Genomic DNA, 15,140 nt, shown 5'->3' on the forward strand with positions numbered 1-15,140 from the left:
GCGGCTGCGCCGCAGCGCGACCCCCCTTGGGGGCGCGTTTTCCTTGGGGCGGCCCGGCGGAAAACTGACATGACAACAAGCGCTTCCCAACTCGTGCGTGGCTACGAGGTCGTGATCGGCCTGGAAAACCACGTCCAGCTCTCCACCCAGTCCAAGATCTTCAGCGGCGCTTCGACCGCCTTCGGCGCCGAGCCCAACACCCAGGCCTGCCCGGTGGACCTGGCCTTGCCCGGCACGCTGCCGGTGCTCAACCGCGCCGCGGTGGAGCGGGCCATCCGCTTCGGCCTGGCGGTGGGTGCCAAGGTGGCGCCGCTGTCCATCTTCGCCCGCAAGAACTACTTCTACCCGGACCTGCCCAAGGGCTACCAGATCTCGCAGTTCGAGATTCCGGTGGTGCAGGGCGGCCTGATCGAGTTCTTCGTCGGCGAGCAGAAGAAAACCGTGCGCCTGACCCGCGCCCACCTGGAGGAAGACGCGGGCAAGAGCCTGCACGAGGACTTCAGCGGCATGTCGGGCATCGACCTGAACCGGGCCGGCACGCCGCTGCTGGAGATCGTCTCCGAGCCGGACCTGCGCTCGGCCGAGGAAGCCGCCGAATACGCCAAGACGCTGCATGCGCTGGTGATGTGGCTGGGCATCTGTGACGGCAACATGCAGGAGGGCTCCTTCCGCTGCGACGTCAATGTCTCGGTGCGCAAGCCGGGCCAGCCCTATGGCACGCGGCGCGAGATCAAGAACCTCAACAGCTTCCGCTACCTGGTGGACGCGGTGCACTACGAGGTGAACTGGCAGATCGACCAGATCGAGGACGGGCTGCCCATCCACCAGGCCACGGTGCTCTACAACCCCGACCGGGGCGAGACCCGGGCCATGCGCAGCAAGGAAGACTCGGCCGACTACCGCTACTTCCCCGATCCGGACCTGCCGCCGCTGGTCATCGCCCCCGAGTGGGTCCAGCGGGTGAAGGGCGAGATGCCCGAGCTGCCGCGCGCGATGGCCGATCGTTTTCAGCAGGCGGACGGCCTGCCGGCCTACGACGCGACGATGATGACCCAGTCGCTGGCCTTCGCCCGCTACTACGAGGCGGCGCGCGAGGCCTGCGGCCAGCCCAAGCTGGTGGCCAACTGGCTGATGGGCGAGGTGAGCAAGCGCCTGAACAGCGAAGAGCGGACCATCGAGGCCGCGCCGGTGACGCCGGCCCTGCTGGCCCAGCTGATCGGTCGCATCCAGGACGGCACCATCTCCAACGCCGCCGCGCGCCAGGTCTTCGACGCGCTGTGGACCGGTGAGGGCAGCGCGGTGGACGCGCTCATCGAGGCCAAGGGCCTCAAGCAGATGAACGACGCTGGCGCGCTGGAGAAGATCGTCGACGACGTGCTGGCGGCCAACGCCAAGTCGGTCGAGGAGTACAAGTCCGGCAAGGACAAGGCCTTCAACGCCCTGGTCGGCCAGGTGATGAAGGCGTCCAAGGGCAAGGCCAACCCCGGCCAGGCCAGCGAGCTGCTGAAGAAGAAGCTCGGTTGAGACCGCGGGCGGCCCTGGGAAGGGCCGCGCCGCTCAGTGGGCCGGTGCCGAGGGCGCCGGCCGCCCGCCGCCCTGCAGCGCCTCGGGCGCCAGCGGGCCGACCACTTTGCGGCAGGCCAGTTCGGCCTCGCCGGCGCGCAGCCAGCGGGCCTGGCTGCCGGCCAGCACCAGCGTCAGGCCGTCCTGCCGGTTCACGAAACGGGCTTCGCCGCTGTCGCGCACCCGGCGCAGCGTGTGGCGCTGGCCGTCAAAGGTCACGTTCGCATCGCGCGGCGTGAAGGTGGCGCTCAGCGTGTGCGGCGGCGGGCAGTCGTAGCGGGCCGGTCCGGCCAGGGCGGCGCAGGGCAAGGCCCCGCAGAGCACGGCCCAGCGGGCCGGGCGCAGCAAGACAACAGACATGGGTTGGGTCGACGGGTCAGTGCGGCGCCGTGGGCGTGGCGCTGTCCAGCTGGCCGCCCAGCGGCAGGCCGGCCAACAGCAGCTGCAGGCGTTGGCGCTCAATGTCGAACTGCTGGTTGAGCCGGGCGCGCTCGGTTTCCTGGTCGCGCAGGATGGTGCGCTGGGCCTCCAGGCTGCCATCGTTGCCGTTGGTGCGCAGCTTCAGGTCTTCGGGCACCGGCTTGAAGCCGAGCGCGGAACGCTCGTTGATCAGCGCCAGGCGCTCGGTCTCCAGCCGGGCGATGCGCACGCGGATGGTGTCGATGGCCTTTTGCACCGGCTCCAGGGCGCGCTGGCGGGCGGCGTCATGGGCAGCCAGCGTCGGATAGCGCGAGAGCAGCAGCCGGTCGCGTCGCACGGCGTCGTTGCGGGCGGCCTGGGCCCGCTCCTGGGCCTTGCGTTCGGCATCGCGCTGCGCCTGCTGCTCGGGCGACAGCAGCGGTGGCACCGTGCGGCGCACCGTGCCGTCCCGGCCCAGCATGCGCTGCTCCTGGCTCAGGCACTCGGGGATGGGGCGGTCGGAGCTCAAGCGCCGGCCGTTGGCGTCCACACAGCTGTAGATCGGGGCCGAGGCTGCTCCGGCAGGCGGGGCCGCCTGGGCGGCCGGCGTCAGTCCACCGGCCAGCGCGGCGGCCAGCGCAGCCACCCCAGGACGGCAGATCATCCGGGCCGGCCGTGCCATGTTCAGACCCCGTAGCGCTGACGGTAGGCCGCGACCTTGTCGCGGTTGACGGCCAGGGCGGGGTCGCCGGTGGTGTCCAGAAACTGCATCAGGTCGGCCAGCGTGGCGATGGACAGCACCTTCAGCCCCAGCTCCTGCTCGACGTACTGCACGCCCGATCGCGTGTTGGCCGGGTCGTCGCTGGCGCGTTCCTGGCGGTCCATCGTGATGGCCACGCCCACCGGGGTGGCGCCGGCCGCGCGGATCAGCTCGGCCGCCTCGCGCTTGGAGGCGCCGTCGGTGATCACGTCGTCGATGATCAGCACCCGGCCCTTCACCGGCGCGCCCACCAGCGTGCCGCCTTCACCGTGGTCCTTGGCTTCCTTGCGGTTGTAGGCGTAGGGCACGCTGCGGCCCTCTTTGGCCAGGCCGATGGCCACCGCGGCGGCCAGCGTGATGCCCTTGTAGGCCGGGCCGAACAGCATGTCGAATTCGAGGCCCGAGGCCAGCAGGCGGCGTGCATAGAATTCGCCCAGCCGCATCAGCTTGGCGCCGTCGTCGAACAGGCCCGTGTTGAAGAAGTACGGCGACTTCCGGCCGGCCTTGGTCGTGAACTCGCCGAAGCGCAGCACCCCCGCGTCCACCGAGAACTTCACGAAGTCCTGGGCCAGCGGGTCGGTGTGGGTGGTGTTCGTCATGGAAGGGACTTCAATGGGATTCAGACTGGTCACGCTCAACCTGAACGGCATCCGTTCGGCGGCCAGCAAGGGCTTCATGCCCTGGTCGGAGAGTATCGCGCCCGATTGTATGGGGGTGCAGGAAGTCAAGGCCCAGGCGCCCGACGTGCAGGGGAAATACGACACGGTGGCCGGCATGGTGGGGCATTTCCACTATGCCGAGAAGAAGGGCTACTCCGGTGTCGGCATGTACAGCCGCCACGAGCCCAGCGACGTGATCGTCGGCCTGGGCGAGCCCGAATTCGATGCCGAGGGCCGCTACGTCGAGTTGCGCTTTGACAAGCCAGGTCGCCAACTGAGCCTCATCAGCTGCTACTTTCCCAGCGGTTCCTCGGGCGAGGAGCGCCAGCAGGCCAAGTTCCGCTTCCTGGACCTGATCTACCCGCACCTGCACGCGCTCAAGGGCACGCGCGAGTTCATCCTGGTCGGTGACGTGAACATCGCCCACCGGGAGATCGACCTGAAGAACTGGAAGGGCAACCAGAAGAACAGCGGCTTCCTGCCCGAGGAGCGGGCCTGGATGACCCGGCTGCTGGACGAGGCTGGTCTGGTGGACGTCTACCGTCGCCTGCACCCGGAGACCACCGGCGAGGCCTACACCTGGTGGAGCAACCGGGGCCAGGCCTGGGCGAAGAACGTGGGCTGGCGGCTGGACTACCACCTGGCCACGCCGGCCCTGGCCGAGCAGGCCCGCCAGGCGGCCATCTACAAGGATCAGCGTTTCTCCGACCACGCGCCGCTGACCATCGATTACGGTTTCTCGCTTTGAACGGGGGCCCTTCGGTCCATTTCCGGCCTTGACGGGATAACAGTCCGCGTATTCTTGCCGCAGGGCAGCAACGGGGCCTGAGCCCCAGGAGGGGGCGCCATGTCGGTGGGCGTGCGGGACCCGTCTGCGGCGGTCGAGCCAGATGGCGTGTGGGGCCGCCGCGCGTGTTCACCCGTGTTCGTGCTGGGGGGCTGGGGCGCGTATTACCTGCTGGCGCTGGGCTGCATCGTGCTGTCCCGCCTGCCGCAAGAGATCTCCACCCTTTGGCTGCCCGACGCCCTGGCCGTGCTGTGGCTGCTGATGTTGCCGGCCCATCAGCGTCGCTGGCCCCTGCTGGGTCTGGCGCTGGTGATCCCGGCCGCCAACCTGAGCTATGGGGATCCCTGGCGGTTGGCCGTGTCCTTCACGCTGGCCAACCTGTCGCAGATCGCCTTGGCGGTGTGGCTGCTGGAGCGCCACGTGCAGCCTCGGCGGGCGTTGACCGAGCCGGCCCATCTCTTGCGGGCCATGGCGCTGGGCGGCGCGGTGCCGGCCGCTTTCGGGGGCGGCGTGGCCAGCCTGATCGTGCCGGTGGTTGCGGGGTCGCCGCTGGGGCCTTCGGTGGCCCAGCTGTGGTGGTCCTGGGTCGTGAGCACCTTCTTTGGCGCGGCCACCCTGCTGCCCCTGGGGCTCTGGGTGCTGGTGCACGGTTCACCCTGGCGCCGCCTGCAACGGCCCCGGGTGCTGGCGGCGCTGGCCGGGGTTGCCCTCTGCTGCTGGTTCGTGCCGCAGTTCGTGTTCATGCCCTTCCTCTACCTGATGGTGATGTTGGGGGCGGTGGCCCTCGCCGGCGGCTTTCTGCTCGCCGCGGTGGCGGCCATCCTGGCGTCGGTGCTGCTCAATGCCCAGTTCGCACTCGGGCTGACGGCGCTGCAACAGGCCCATCCCGGCGCGGCGGCCATGGTCGTGACGGCGATGCTGGTCACGGTCATTCCAACCGTGTTGATCGGGGCCGTGCGCGAACGTCTGCAACTCCAGTTGCGCCAGGTGCAGGATGGCGAGGCCTTGCTGCGCTCGATGGCCGATGCCACGCCGGTGCTGCTGTGCCTGGTGGACGCGCAGGAACGCATCGTCCAGCTGAACCCGGCCGGGGCTCGCCTGCTGGGCGCCAGCTCGCCACAGGAGCTGCAGGGGCGTCCGCTGGGCGACCTGCTGCCCGTGCGGGTGGCCCGTGACGGCCAGGGTGTGCTGACCCGCCTGGCGCTGTCCACCGGCCCCGCACGACATGGGATGCTGTACCGCGTGCCGGTGGCGGGCACCCAGCAGGGCGGAGCGGTCTATTCGCTGCTGGATGTGACCGATCAACTGGAGGCCGAGCAGTGGCGCGCGCAGGCCGCCCAGGCCGAGGCCCGCAGCCAGGCCAAGAGTGCGCTGCTCTCGCACATGAGCCATGAACTGCGCACCCCGCTCAACGCGGTGCTGGGTTTTGCCCAGCTGCTGCAGACTGAACTGGGCCAGGCGCCGGTGGCCCGCCAGCAGGAGCGGCTGCGGCATGTGCTGCAGTCGGGCTGGCACTTGCTGGGCATGATCGACGAGTTGCTGGACCTCTCCCGCATCGAGGCGGGCCAGCTGGCCTTGGACTGCCGGCCCGTGGCGCTGGCGTCCCTGCTGGGCGAGGCCCTGGCCATGGTGCAGGCCGATGCGGCCCGGCGCCAGATTCTGGTCCAGACCCCACCGGCGCTCGGGGCCCACCATGTGCACGCCGATCCGCTGCGCCTGCGCCAGGTGTTGATCAATCTGCTGAGCAACGCCGTCAAGTACAACCGCGAGGGTGGTCGGGTGCGCGTCGAGGTGACGGCCGAGGCCGGGCACTGGACCGTGGCGGTATCGGACACGGGCTTGGGCATCCGGGCTGCCCAGCAACCCCATCTGTTCGAGCCGTTCAACCGGCTGGACCAGGCCCGCTCCGCGGTGCCGGGCACCGGCATCGGGTTGACCATCACCCGGCGCCTGGTGGAGGCCATGGGGGGGCGACTGGGCTTCACCAGCGAGGCCGGGGTGGGGTCCACCTTCTGGGTCTCGCTGCCGGCGGCCGAGGCCCCGGTCCAGGGGCCGGTGGGAGGCCGCTCGTCCGAACTGCTGCAGGTGCGGCCGGCGCGGGTGCTGTGCGTGGAGGACGATCCGGTCAGCGCTCTGCTGGTCAGCCAGGCGCTGGCGCTGGATGGCCACCAGGTGCAGGTGGCGGGCAGCGCCGGTGATGCGCTGCGCCTGGCGCAGGCGGCGCCCCCTGAATTGATGCTGATCGACTTCCGCCTGCCGGATTTCAGCGGCCCGGCGCTGCGCCAGCGCCTGGGTGACGATCCCCGGCTGGCCGAGGTGCCGTGCATTGCGCTGACGGCGCAGGCCACCGATGACGACCGTCGTGCGGCCGGCCCGGGGTGGGCGGCCTTTCTGGCCAAGCCGGTGGACTTGTCCGTGCTGCGCCATGCGGCGGCCGCGGCGTTGCGCGAGAGCGGAGGGCGGCCGCGCGCCTGAACCGCCTCAGGCCTGGGTGGGCAGCGCCCGTTCCAGCAGCGCGTCCACGTCCAGCGCCGCCGGGGCCAGCGCGCCGAAGATGCCGGCGGTGTCCGGCCCGAAGCGGGTCGCCAGAAAGCCCTCGGTCACCGCGGCGGGCGCATGGCGGCGCAGCAGCACCGCCTGGGCCAGCAGCACCAGGCGTTGGGCGATTCTCCGGGCCTGGCCTTCCGCCGCGTCGGTGGGGCGCTGCCAGACCGGCGCCAGCGCGGTCAGCGCTGCGCGCAGCCGCGGCTCGTCGCCGCAGCCCTCGGCCAGGTCGTCCCACAGCCGCTGGGTCGCCTCGCGCTCGCGGCCCAGGGCGCGCAGCAGGTCCAGGGCCATCACATTGCCCGAGCCTTCCCAGACCGAGTTGACCGGTGCCTCGCGGTACAGGCGGGCCAGGCTGCTCTCCTCCACATAGCCGTTGCCGCCCAGCACCTCCAGCGCTTCGCCGGCCTGGGCCACCGCGCGCTTGCACACCCACAGCTTGGCCGCGGGCGTCATCAGCCGCTGCCAGGCGCGGGCCAGCGGGTCGGGCGCCGGGCCCTCGGCGTCCTCGAAGGCCTGGGCCAGGCGCAGAGCCAGCACCAGCGCGGCCTCGCTCTCCAGCGCCAGGTCGGCCAGCACGCTGCGCATCAGCGGCTGCTGGGCCAACGGCCGGCCGAAAGCCTGACGCCCACGCGCATAGGCCAGGGCCTGGACCAGGCCGGCGCGCATCAGCGCGGTGCTGCCCAGCACGCAGTTCAGCCGGGTGTGGGTGGCCATCTCCAGGATGGTGGGGAGGCCGCGGCCGGGCTCGCCCACGCGCAGGCCCCAGGCGTCTTCGAACTCCACCTCGCCGCTGGCGTTGCTGCGGTTGCCCAGCTTGTCCTTCAGGCGCTGGATGCGCACCGCGTTGCGCTGGCCGTCGGGTCGCCAGCGCGGCACCAGGTAGCAGGACAGGCCGCCCTCGGCCGCGCGCGCCACCACCAGGTGGGCGTCGCTGCTGGGGGCCGAGTAGAACCACTTGTGGCCGCGCAGCAGGGCCTCGGCGCTGTCCGGGCCGCCGATGGGCGTGGCGGTGGTGGTGTTGGCCCGCACGTCCGAGCCGCCCTGCTTCTCGGTCATGCCCATGCCCAGCCAGATCGACGGCTTGGCGTCGATCGGCCGGTCGCTCGGGTCGTGCCGTGGGTCCAGCAGGCGCTCGCCCAGCCAGGCCCACAGCGCTGGGTCGCGCCGCAGCACCGGGATGGCGGCCTGCGTCATGGTGGCCGGGCACAGGGTGCCGGCCTCCACCTGGCCGTGCAGCAGCATGCCGGCCGCGGCGGCGGCCCAGCGGCCCGGGCGGTGGTCGGCAAAGGGCCGGGCCATCCAGCCCTGGCCGCGCAGCAGGGTCAAGAGGGCATGCCAGTCGGGATGGAAGCGCACGTCGTCGATGCGCCGGCCACGCGCATCGAAGCGTTGCAGCACCGGGCCTGCGGCATTGGCCTGGGCGGCCTGCTCGAAGGTCTCGCGGCGGCCCAGGGCCGTGCCGTAGGCGTGCAGGCCGGGCAGGGCCCAGTCGGCGCCCAGGCGCTGCAGGTGCTGTTGCAGCGCCGGGTCGAGGGCCAGCAGGTCCGCGTCGCGCAACTCGTCGACCTGGTTCGTGACGGTGTGGGTGTTCCAGTCCATGGCGGCCTCCCGGGGGGACTCCCATCAGGCCACACCGGCGCCGGCCGGGGTATCGACACAAGTCCCGATGGGCGACGGGGCGCGCGGGCGCTCAGGCCGTGGGCAGCAGCGCCTGCGCCAGGGCTTCGAAGGCCTGGGCCACCGGGCTGGGGCGGGGGCGGTCGTGCGCCAGCACGATGCCCAGCGTGGGCAAGGGGGGCAGGCCGGCCTCGTCGCCCAGGATGCTCAGGTCGGTGGGCACGGCCGTCTGCGTCAGCACGCTGAGGGCCTGGCCCGAGCGCACGACGGCCAGCAGGCCGGCCAGGCTGCTGCTGGCATAGGCCAGGCGGTGGCGCCGGCCGGCCCGGTTCAAGGCGGCCAACGCGGCCTGGTGGTCCTCGGTCTCGGGCCCGGAGAGCGCCAGCGGCAGCGGGTCGGCCTGCAGGGCCTCGCCGCCGGGGGCGCCGACCCAGACCAGGGGTTCGGTGCGCAGCACGCCGTGCGCGCCGGCCGGGTCCTTCACCGAGACCAGGGCCAGATCCAGCTCGCGCCGCGCCAGGGCCTGGCGCAGCTGCGGCGTGGGGGCGCACACCACCTCCACCAGCACCCGCGGGTGGCGCCGCGCGAAGCCGCGCAGCAGCGGAGGCAGGAAGCGCACCGCGTAGTCGTCTGGGCAGCCAAAGCGCAGCACGCCACTGAGCGGGTCCTCGGCCAGGTCGGCCAGGGCCTGGTCGTGCAGGGCCAGCAGACGCTGGGCATGGTCGCGCAGCCGTTCGCCGGCCGGGGTCAGGCGCACGCCGCGCCCGGTGCGCAGCAGCAGCGGCTGGCCCACCACGGCTTCGAGCCGCTGCATCTGCATGCTCAACGCGGACTGGGTGCGATGCACCCGCTGGGCGGCCCGGCTGAGCGCGCCGGTCTCGGCCACGGCCAGCCAGCTGCGCAGCAGGTCGATGTCCAGGGAGGCGGGCAAGGTATCAACTTCCTTGATGGGTGATGCAAGAAGCTTTCGTTTTACCAGATGGCTCGGCCGCCGCAAGATCGCCCCATTCCTGTTTCATCTGTCTCGAGGCCCATCATGTCCAAGAACGACGATCCCCTGTTTTGGCAGCGCGCCCGCCAGCACCTGGTGCGCTACGGCGGCAGCTTCGAGCCGATGATCATCGAGCGGGCCCAGGGCTGCTATGTGTACGACGCCGACGGCCGCGGCATCCTGGACTTCACCTCCGGCCAGATGAGCGCGCTGCTGGGCCACGCCCACCCGGAGATCGCCGCGGTGGTGACCGAGTCGATCCACACGCTGGACCACCTGTTCAGTGGCATGCTCTCGCGCCCGGTGGTGGCGCTGGCCACCCGCCTGGCCGAGGTCACGCCGCCCGGACTGGACCGCTGCCTGCTGCTGAGCACCGGCGCCGAGTCGAACGAGGCCGCGCTGCGCATGGCCAAGCTGGTGACCGGCGGCTGGGAGGTGGTGGGCTTTGCCCAGTCCTGGCACGGCATGACCGGTGGCGCCGCGGCGGCCACCTACAGCGCCGGGCGCAAGGGCTATGGCCCGGCAGCGGTGGGCTCGTTGGCCATTCCGGCGCCCAACAGCTACCGGCCGCGCTTCACGAAGGACGGCGTGCTGGACTGGCAGACCGAGCTGGACGATGCCTTCGCCCTGGTCGACGCCCAGTCCACCGGCGCGCTGGCGGCCTTCATCGCCGAGCCCATCCTGAGCAGCGGCGGCATCATCGAGCTGCCGGCGGGCTACATGGCCGCCCTCAAGCGCAAGTGCGAGGAGCGCGGCATGCTGCTGATCCTGGACGAGGCGCAGACCGGCGTGGGCCGCACCGGCATGATGTTCGCCTGTGAGCGCGACGGCGTGACGCCGGACATCCTGACCCTGTCCAAGACCCTGGGCGCCGGCCTGCCGCTGGCGGCCGTGGTCACCTCCGCGGCGATCGAGGAGGCCGCCCACGCCAAGGGCTTCCTGTTCTACACGACGCACGTCTCCGACCCGCTGCCCGCCGCGGTGGGCCTGAAGGTGCTGGAGGTGGTGCAGCGCGACGGCCTGATGCAGCGCGCCCAGGTGGCGGGCGAGCGCCTGAAGGCCGGCCTGCTGCGCCTGCAGCAGAAGCACGACTGCATCGGCGATGTGCGGGGCCGCGGCCTGTTGCTGGGGCTGGAGGTGGTGAAGGACCGCGTCAGCAAGGAGCCCGCCTTTGCGCTGGGCGAGGCCATCGGCCGCGAGGCGATGGCCCTGGGCCTGAGCATGAACATCGTCAAGCTGCCGCAGATGGGCGGCGTGTTCCGCATCGCCCCGCCGCTGACGGTCAGCGACGCCGAGATCGACCAGGGCCTGGACCTGATGGACCGGGCCATCGAACGGGCGGTGGGCCTCGCGCTCAACCAGGGGCGCTGAGGCCGCCGGCGCTCAACCGCCGTACTGCTGACGCAGCGCCCGCTTGTTGAGCTTGCCCACGCTGGTGCGGGCCAACTGCTCGACAAACAGCACCTGGTCGGGCACGCCGAACTTGCTGATCAGGCCCTCTTTCACGGCGGCCAGCACATGGGCGGTGATGTCCTGCGGCGTGCAGGCCACGCCGGGCTTGGGCACCACCAGGGCCAGCGGGCGCTCGCTCCACTTCGGGTCCTTCACGCCCACCACCGCCACCTCGCTGACGGCCGGATGGCGGGCGATGATCTCCTCGATCTCCAGCGAGGAGACCCATTCGCCACCGGTCTTGATCACGTCCTTGATGCGGTCGGTCACCTGCAGGTAGCCGCGCACGTCGATGTGGCCGATGTCCTGGGTGTGCAGGTAGCCGCCGTGCCACAGCTCGGCCGACGCATCGGGGTTGTGCAGGTAGCCCTGGGTCAGCCAAGGGGCGCGCACCACCACCTCGCCGGTGGACATGCCGTCGCGCGGCACGTCCTGCATGTCCGGGTCCACGGTGCGCAGATCCACCAGCGGCACCGGGCGGCCGGTCTTGATGCGGGTGGGCAGGTCGCGGTTCGTGCCCACGTCGGCTGCGTCGACCTGGGCCACGGTCAGGATCGGGCAGGTCTCGGACATGCCATAGGCGGTGAACACGTCGATGCCGCGCTCGCGGGCGGCCATCGCCAGGCCGGAGTTCAGCGCCGAGCCGCCGATGATCACCTTCCAGTGCGACAGGTCCACCTCCTTCGAGACGGGCGACTGCAGCAGCATGTGGAGGATGGTGGGCACGCAGTGCGAGAAGGTGACCTGCTCGCGCGCGATCAGCTTCAGCAAGGTGTCGGGCTGGTAGCGGCCCGGGTAGACCTGCTTGAGCCCCGCCAGCGTGGCCGCGTAGGGCATGCCCCAGGCGTGCACATGGAACATCGGCGTGATGGGCATGTAGACATCGCCGCGGTGCACGCCGCCCTGGTCGCGCGCCAGCGCCAGGGTGGTCAGCACGCCCATCGTGTGCAGCACCAGCTGGCGGTGGCTGAAGTACACGCCCTTGGGCAGGCCGGTGGTGCCGGTGGTGTAGAAGGTGGTGGCGCGGGTGTTCTCGTCGAAGTCCGGGAAGTCGCAGTCCACCGCGGCGCCGGCCAGCAGGGCCTCGTACTCGCCGGCAAAGCCCTCGGGCAGGGCGGTGCCGTCGTCGGTCAGCAGGATGAAGGTCTTGACGCTGGTGAGCTCGTGGCGGATCTGGGCCAGCACCGGCAGGAACTCGCTGTTGACCAGCAGCACGTCCACCTGGGCGTGGTTGAGGGTGTAGACGATCTGCTCGGGCGCCAGCCGCACGTTGACCGTCATCAGCACGCTGCCCAGCATCGGCACCGCGAAGAAGGACTCCAGGTAGCGGTGCGAATCCCAGTCCATCACGCCCACCGTGCGGCCCAGGCCGGCGCCGTGCGCCCGCAGCACATTGCCCAGCCGGCCGATGCGCTGGAACAGATCGGCATAGCTCAGCCGGACCTTGTCGGCATAGACGATCTCCTGCTTCAGCGCGGTGGCCCGTGGCGTGTGCAGCAGTTGCTTGATCAGCAGGGGGTAGGCATAGGCTTCGGGCGTGCGGTCGATCATGGCAGTCAGGCTGGTTCAGCCAGCTCGGAGTGGATGGACTCAATTCATTTCTGAACGATCGTTCGATCCTAGGCGGCGCTGTCGGCGCCGGAGCTCCGGGTTTGCCCTAGTCCGTCCCGCCGCCAGCGCGGCGGGATGCCGGCATCGGATAACCTGCCCCGAGATGACAGAAGAGGACAGCCCTTGGAACAGATGGATTGCATCGTGGTCGGCGCCGGCGTGGTCGGCCTGGCCGTGGCCCGGGCGCTGGCCCAGCAGGGCCGCGAGGTGGTGGTGCTGGAGGCCGAACGCGCCATCGGCACCGGCACCAGTTCCCGCAACAGCGAGGTCATCCACGCCGGTCTCTACTACCGACCGGGGTCGCGCAAGGCGCGGCTGTGCGTGCAGGGGCGGGAGATGCTGTATGCGTTTTGTGCCTCGCACGGCGTGGCCCACCGGCGTTGCGGCAAGCTGATCGTCACCACCGACGCCGGGCAGGAAGATGAACTGGCGGCCCTGCAGCGCAATGCCCAGGCCTGCGGCGTCGATGACCTGCAGTGGCTGGACGCGGCGGACCTGGCCCGCCGGGAGCCGGCCCTGCGCGCCCGGGCCGCGCTGCTCTCGCCCTCCACCGGCATCGTGGACAGCCACGGCCTGATGCTGGCGCTGCAGGGCGATGCGCAAGCCGCGGGGGCCATGGTGGGGGTGGATTCGCGCGTGGTCCGCGGGGTGGCGGTCGATGGCGGGATCGAACTGGAGGTGCGCAGCGGTGGCGAAACCACCTGGCTGCGGGCCCGCACCGTGGTGAACAGCGCCGGCCTGGCCGCGGTCGCGCTGGCCCGCCGGCTGGAGGGCCTGCCAGCCGGGCAGGTGCCGACGCCTTACCTGGCCAAGGGCAGTTACTTCTCGTGCACGGTGCGCGCCCCCTTCCAGCACCTGGTGTATCCGGTGCCGGAGCCGGGCGGGCTGGGGGTGCACCTCACGCTCGACCTGGGCGGTCAGGCCCGCTTCGGGCCCAATGTCGAGTGGGTGGAGGCCGAGGACTACCAGGTGAATCCACGCGACGGGGATGCCTTCTACGCGGCGGTGCGCCGCTACTGGCCCGGCCTGCCCGATGGCGCGCTGCAACCCGGTTACGCCGGCATCCGGCCCAAGATCGTCGGGCCGGGCGAGCCGGCGGCGGACTTCTGGATCGCCGGTCCCGCTGAGCATGGCGTGCCCGGGCTGGTGAATCTGTTCGGCATCGAGTCCCCGGGGCTGACGGCCTCGCTGGCCATTGCCGCCGAGGTGGCCTGCCGGGTCTGAGGCAGGGGCCCGGTCAGCGGCCCATCGCGTAGAACGCGTCGTTGGGCCGCATGCCGGTCACGTTGGCCATGCGGTTGGACAGGCCGAAGAAGGCGCTGATCGCGGCGATGTCCCAGGCGTCCTCGTCGCTGAAGCCATGGGCGTGCAGGGCCGCGAAGTCTGCCTCGCCCACCGCGTGCGCGGCGCTCGAGACCTTCAGCGCGAAGTCCAGCATGGCCTTCTGGCGTTCGCTGAGGTCGGCCTTGCGGTAGTTGATGGCCACCTGGTCGGCAATCAGTGGGTTCTTGGCCCGGATGCGCAGGATCGCCCCGTGCGCCACCACGCAGTACTGGCACTGGTTGGCCTGGCTGGTGGCCACGACGATCATCTCCCGCTCCGCCTTGCTCAGCGCGCCGGGCTTGTCCATCAGTGCATCGTGGTAGGCGAAGAAGGCCCGGAACTCCTCGGGCCGGTGCGCCAGCACCAGGAACACGTTGGGCACGAAGCCGGCCTTCTCCTGCACGGCCAGGATGCGTTCGCGGATGTCGGCCGGCAGGTCGGCCAGCTCGGGGACGGGAAAGCGGCTGATGGCGGGCAGGGTCATGGTGTCTCCGTGTCGTGGGGTGCGTTCTCCATGATGCCAGCCGGGGCTGGGCGTGCGGGTTCAGGCCCGCTGGCCCGTGGGGGGGCTGTGGTCGAACACCCGGTAGAAGGTCTCGAACAGGGTCTGCGGGGTGTAGTGCTGAGCCTCGCCCAGCACGATCTCCGGCCCCAGCTGGACCGATTGGCCCAGGCTGTCCACCTCCGGCGGGAAGGCCAGGGCCCGCCGGCGCACGACCCAGGGGGACAGCCCCAGGACGATGCCGCCCAGGGGTTCCCGCGGCCCCTGGCGCCAGGCCTCGGGGTCGGGCACCGGCCAGCGGCAATGGGCCGCGATGCGCAGCGCCAGCTGGTGCAGCAGGGCGCGGCTGGGGTGGTTGAAGGTCATGAAGAGCCGCTGCCGCCACAGGTGTTCGGCGATCCAGTCGCTGATGCGGATGTCGGTGTGCTGTTCGCGGCGGGCCTCCTCGGCCAGCGCGGCCTCGGTGGCCTGGGCGTGCCGTTCGTGCTGGAAATCGTCGTCCGCGAGGCGGGCCAGGGCCTGGTCGACGCTCAGCCCGGCCTGCCAGGCCTCGTAGGCCCAGGCGTCCTGGTAGTCCCCCAGCGGGCCCTTCAGCCGCCGGCCGTTGGCCGCGGCCAGGTGGCAGGCGTCCGGGAAGTAGGCCTTGTTGTAGAGGTTGGGGATCACCACCACCTTGTCGCCGTAACATTGGCGCAGCTGGCGGGTCGCGACGAAAGCGCAGCCGTAGCCATCCTGCACCGGCTGGGTCAGCAGCAGATCGGCCTCGGCCAGCACCGGTTGCCAGCGGGCCTCGTCTGCCGGGCGGGCCAGATGGACGATCAGCGGCGGCGAGACCTGCAGCGACGGCGACAAGGCCGCCAGGGCCTTGCCCAGCGGGGCGGCTTGGCAGTTGCCGATGAGGATGATGCGGGGAGAGGTGGGCATGCCGG

13 protein-coding genes are annotated in these 15,140 nt (G+C 71.2%); 5 read left to right on the forward strand and 8 right to left on the reverse strand.

Annotation, left to right across the window (positions count from 1 at the left end; all coding sequences use genetic code 11):
- Positions 1-69 precede the first annotated feature (69 nt).
- Positions 70-1,524 carry an Asp-tRNA(Asn)/Glu-tRNA(Gln) amidotransferase subunit GatB gene (gene gatB / locus KGA65_RS01560; RefSeq protein ID WP_225861381.1) on the forward strand — a complete coding sequence of 485 codons (1,455 nt, stop codon included), beginning with the start codon at positions 70-72 and terminating at the stop codon, positions 1,522-1,524.
- A 33-nt stretch (positions 1,525-1,557) separates the two neighbouring features.
- Here gatB and KGA65_RS01565 read toward each other — a convergent pair whose 3' ends face one another.
- From KGA65_RS01565 to pyrE, 3 genes are read right to left on the reverse strand one after another with little or no spacing between them, the layout of a single operon-like run.
- The gene (locus tag KGA65_RS01565) at positions 1,558-1,923 is read right to left on the reverse strand and encodes a hypothetical protein (RefSeq protein ID WP_225861382.1); all 366 of its coding nucleotides are present in this window, start codon (positions 1,921-1,923) and stop codon (positions 1,558-1,560) included.
- 16 nt (positions 1,924-1,939) lie between these two features.
- A complete protein-coding gene (locus tag KGA65_RS01570) occupies positions 1,940-2,644 on the reverse strand; it encodes a DUF4124 domain-containing protein (RefSeq protein ID WP_225861383.1) in 705 nt (234 codons plus the stop codon).
- Positions 2,645-2,646: 2 nt separating this feature from the next.
- Positions 2,647-3,321 carry an orotate phosphoribosyltransferase gene (pyrE, locus tag KGA65_RS01575; protein ID WP_225861384.1) on the reverse strand — a complete coding sequence of 225 codons (675 nt, stop codon included), beginning with the start codon at positions 3,319-3,321 and terminating at the stop codon, positions 2,647-2,649.
- A gap of 13 nt (positions 3,322-3,334) precedes the next feature.
- On the opposite strand from pyrE, the gene KGA65_RS01580 reads away from it, so the two are divergent.
- Positions 3,335-4,129, forward strand: coding sequence for an exodeoxyribonuclease III (locus KGA65_RS01580; protein WP_225861385.1), 795 nt, complete (start codon positions 3,335-3,337; stop codon positions 4,127-4,129).
- A gap of 99 nt (positions 4,130-4,228) precedes the next feature.
- A complete protein-coding gene (locus KGA65_RS01585) occupies positions 4,229-6,643 on the forward strand; it encodes an ATP-binding protein (protein WP_225861386.1) in 2,415 nt (804 codons plus the stop codon).
- A gap of 6 nt (positions 6,644-6,649) precedes the next feature.
- Here the strand turns inward: KGA65_RS01585 and KGA65_RS01590 are convergent, their stop codons facing one another.
- Together KGA65_RS01590 and KGA65_RS01595 are read right to left on the reverse strand one after the other, a co-directional pair.
- A complete protein-coding gene (locus KGA65_RS01590) occupies positions 6,650-8,314 on the reverse strand; it encodes an acyl-CoA dehydrogenase family protein (protein WP_225861387.1) in 1,665 nt (554 codons plus the stop codon).
- A 91-nt stretch (positions 8,315-8,405) separates the two neighbouring features.
- Entirely contained in the window at positions 8,406-9,263 is an 858-nt protein-coding gene (locus tag KGA65_RS01595) for a LysR substrate-binding domain-containing protein (protein ID WP_225861388.1), read from the reverse strand.
- 105 nt (positions 9,264-9,368) lie between these two features.
- Here KGA65_RS01595 and KGA65_RS01600 point away from each other — a divergent pair, with 105 nt between their 5' ends.
- Positions 9,369-10,694: an aspartate aminotransferase family protein gene (locus tag KGA65_RS01600; protein WP_225861389.1), complete on the forward strand. Its 1,326-nt coding sequence runs from the start codon at positions 9,369-9,371 to the stop codon at positions 10,692-10,694.
- Positions 10,695-10,706: 12 nt separating this feature from the next.
- Here the strand turns inward: KGA65_RS01600 and KGA65_RS01605 are convergent, their stop codons facing one another.
- Entirely contained in the window at positions 10,707-12,326 is a 1,620-nt protein-coding gene (locus KGA65_RS01605; RefSeq protein ID WP_225861390.1) for a fatty acid--CoA ligase, read from the reverse strand.
- A 183-nt stretch (positions 12,327-12,509) separates the two neighbouring features.
- Between KGA65_RS01605 and KGA65_RS01610 the strand changes: the two genes are divergently transcribed.
- On the forward strand, positions 12,510-13,610 hold the full coding sequence (locus KGA65_RS01610; RefSeq protein ID WP_225861391.1) for an NAD(P)/FAD-dependent oxidoreductase: 1,101 nt from the start codon (positions 12,510-12,512) through the stop codon (positions 13,608-13,610).
- Between the two features lie 13 nt (positions 13,611-13,623).
- Here the strand turns inward: KGA65_RS01610 and KGA65_RS01615 are convergent, their stop codons facing one another.
- Positions 13,624-14,193: a peroxidase-related enzyme gene (locus KGA65_RS01615; RefSeq protein ID WP_225861392.1), complete on the reverse strand. Its 570-nt coding sequence runs from the start codon at positions 14,191-14,193 to the stop codon at positions 13,624-13,626.
- A 60-nt stretch (positions 14,194-14,253) separates the two neighbouring features.
- A complete protein-coding gene (locus KGA65_RS01620; protein ID WP_225861393.1) occupies positions 14,254-15,135 on the reverse strand; it encodes a WcbI family polysaccharide biosynthesis putative acetyltransferase in 882 nt (293 codons plus the stop codon).
- Positions 15,136-15,140: the final 5 nt, after the last annotated feature.

It is taken from the genome of Ideonella benzenivorans, from assembly GCF_020387415.1.
Lineage (GTDB): Bacteria > Pseudomonadota > Gammaproteobacteria > Burkholderiales > Burkholderiaceae_C > Ideonella > Ideonella benzenivorans.

What these genes read in the sequence shown, in the direction of transcription:
- gatB (WP_225861381.1), top strand. Translation starts at nt 70, where the DNA reads ATGACAACAAGCGCTTCCCAACTCGTGCGTGGCTACGAGGTCGTGATC.
- KGA65_RS01565 (WP_225861382.1), bottom strand. Translation starts at nt 1,923, where the DNA reads ATGTCTGTTGTCTTGCTGCGCCCGGCCCGCTGGGCCGTGCTCTGCGGG.
- KGA65_RS01570 (WP_225861383.1), bottom strand. Translation starts at nt 2,644, where the DNA reads ATGGCACGGCCGGCCCGGATGATCTGCCGTCCTGGGGTGGCTGCGCTG.
- pyrE (WP_225861384.1), bottom strand. Translation starts at nt 3,321, where the DNA reads ATGACGAACACCACCCACACCGACCCGCTGGCCCAGGACTTCGTGAAG.
- KGA65_RS01580 (WP_225861385.1), top strand. Translation starts at nt 3,335, where the DNA reads ATGGGATTCAGACTGGTCACGCTCAACCTGAACGGCATCCGTTCGGCG.
- KGA65_RS01585 (WP_225861386.1), top strand. Translation starts at nt 4,229, where the DNA reads ATGTCGGTGGGCGTGCGGGACCCGTCTGCGGCGGTCGAGCCAGATGGC.
- KGA65_RS01590 (WP_225861387.1), bottom strand. Translation starts at nt 8,314, where the DNA reads ATGGACTGGAACACCCACACCGTCACGAACCAGGTCGACGAGTTGCGC.
- KGA65_RS01600 (WP_225861389.1), top strand. Translation starts at nt 9,369, where the DNA reads ATGTCCAAGAACGACGATCCCCTGTTTTGGCAGCGCGCCCGCCAGCAC.
- KGA65_RS01605 (WP_225861390.1), bottom strand. Translation starts at nt 12,326, where the DNA reads ATGATCGACCGCACGCCCGAAGCCTATGCCTACCCCCTGCTGATCAAG.
- KGA65_RS01615 (WP_225861392.1), bottom strand. Translation starts at nt 14,193, where the DNA reads ATGACCCTGCCCGCCATCAGCCGCTTTCCCGTCCCCGAGCTGGCCGAC.
- KGA65_RS01620 (WP_225861393.1), bottom strand. Translation starts at nt 15,135, where the DNA reads ATGCCCACCTCTCCCCGCATCATCCTCATCGGCAACTGCCAAGCCGCC.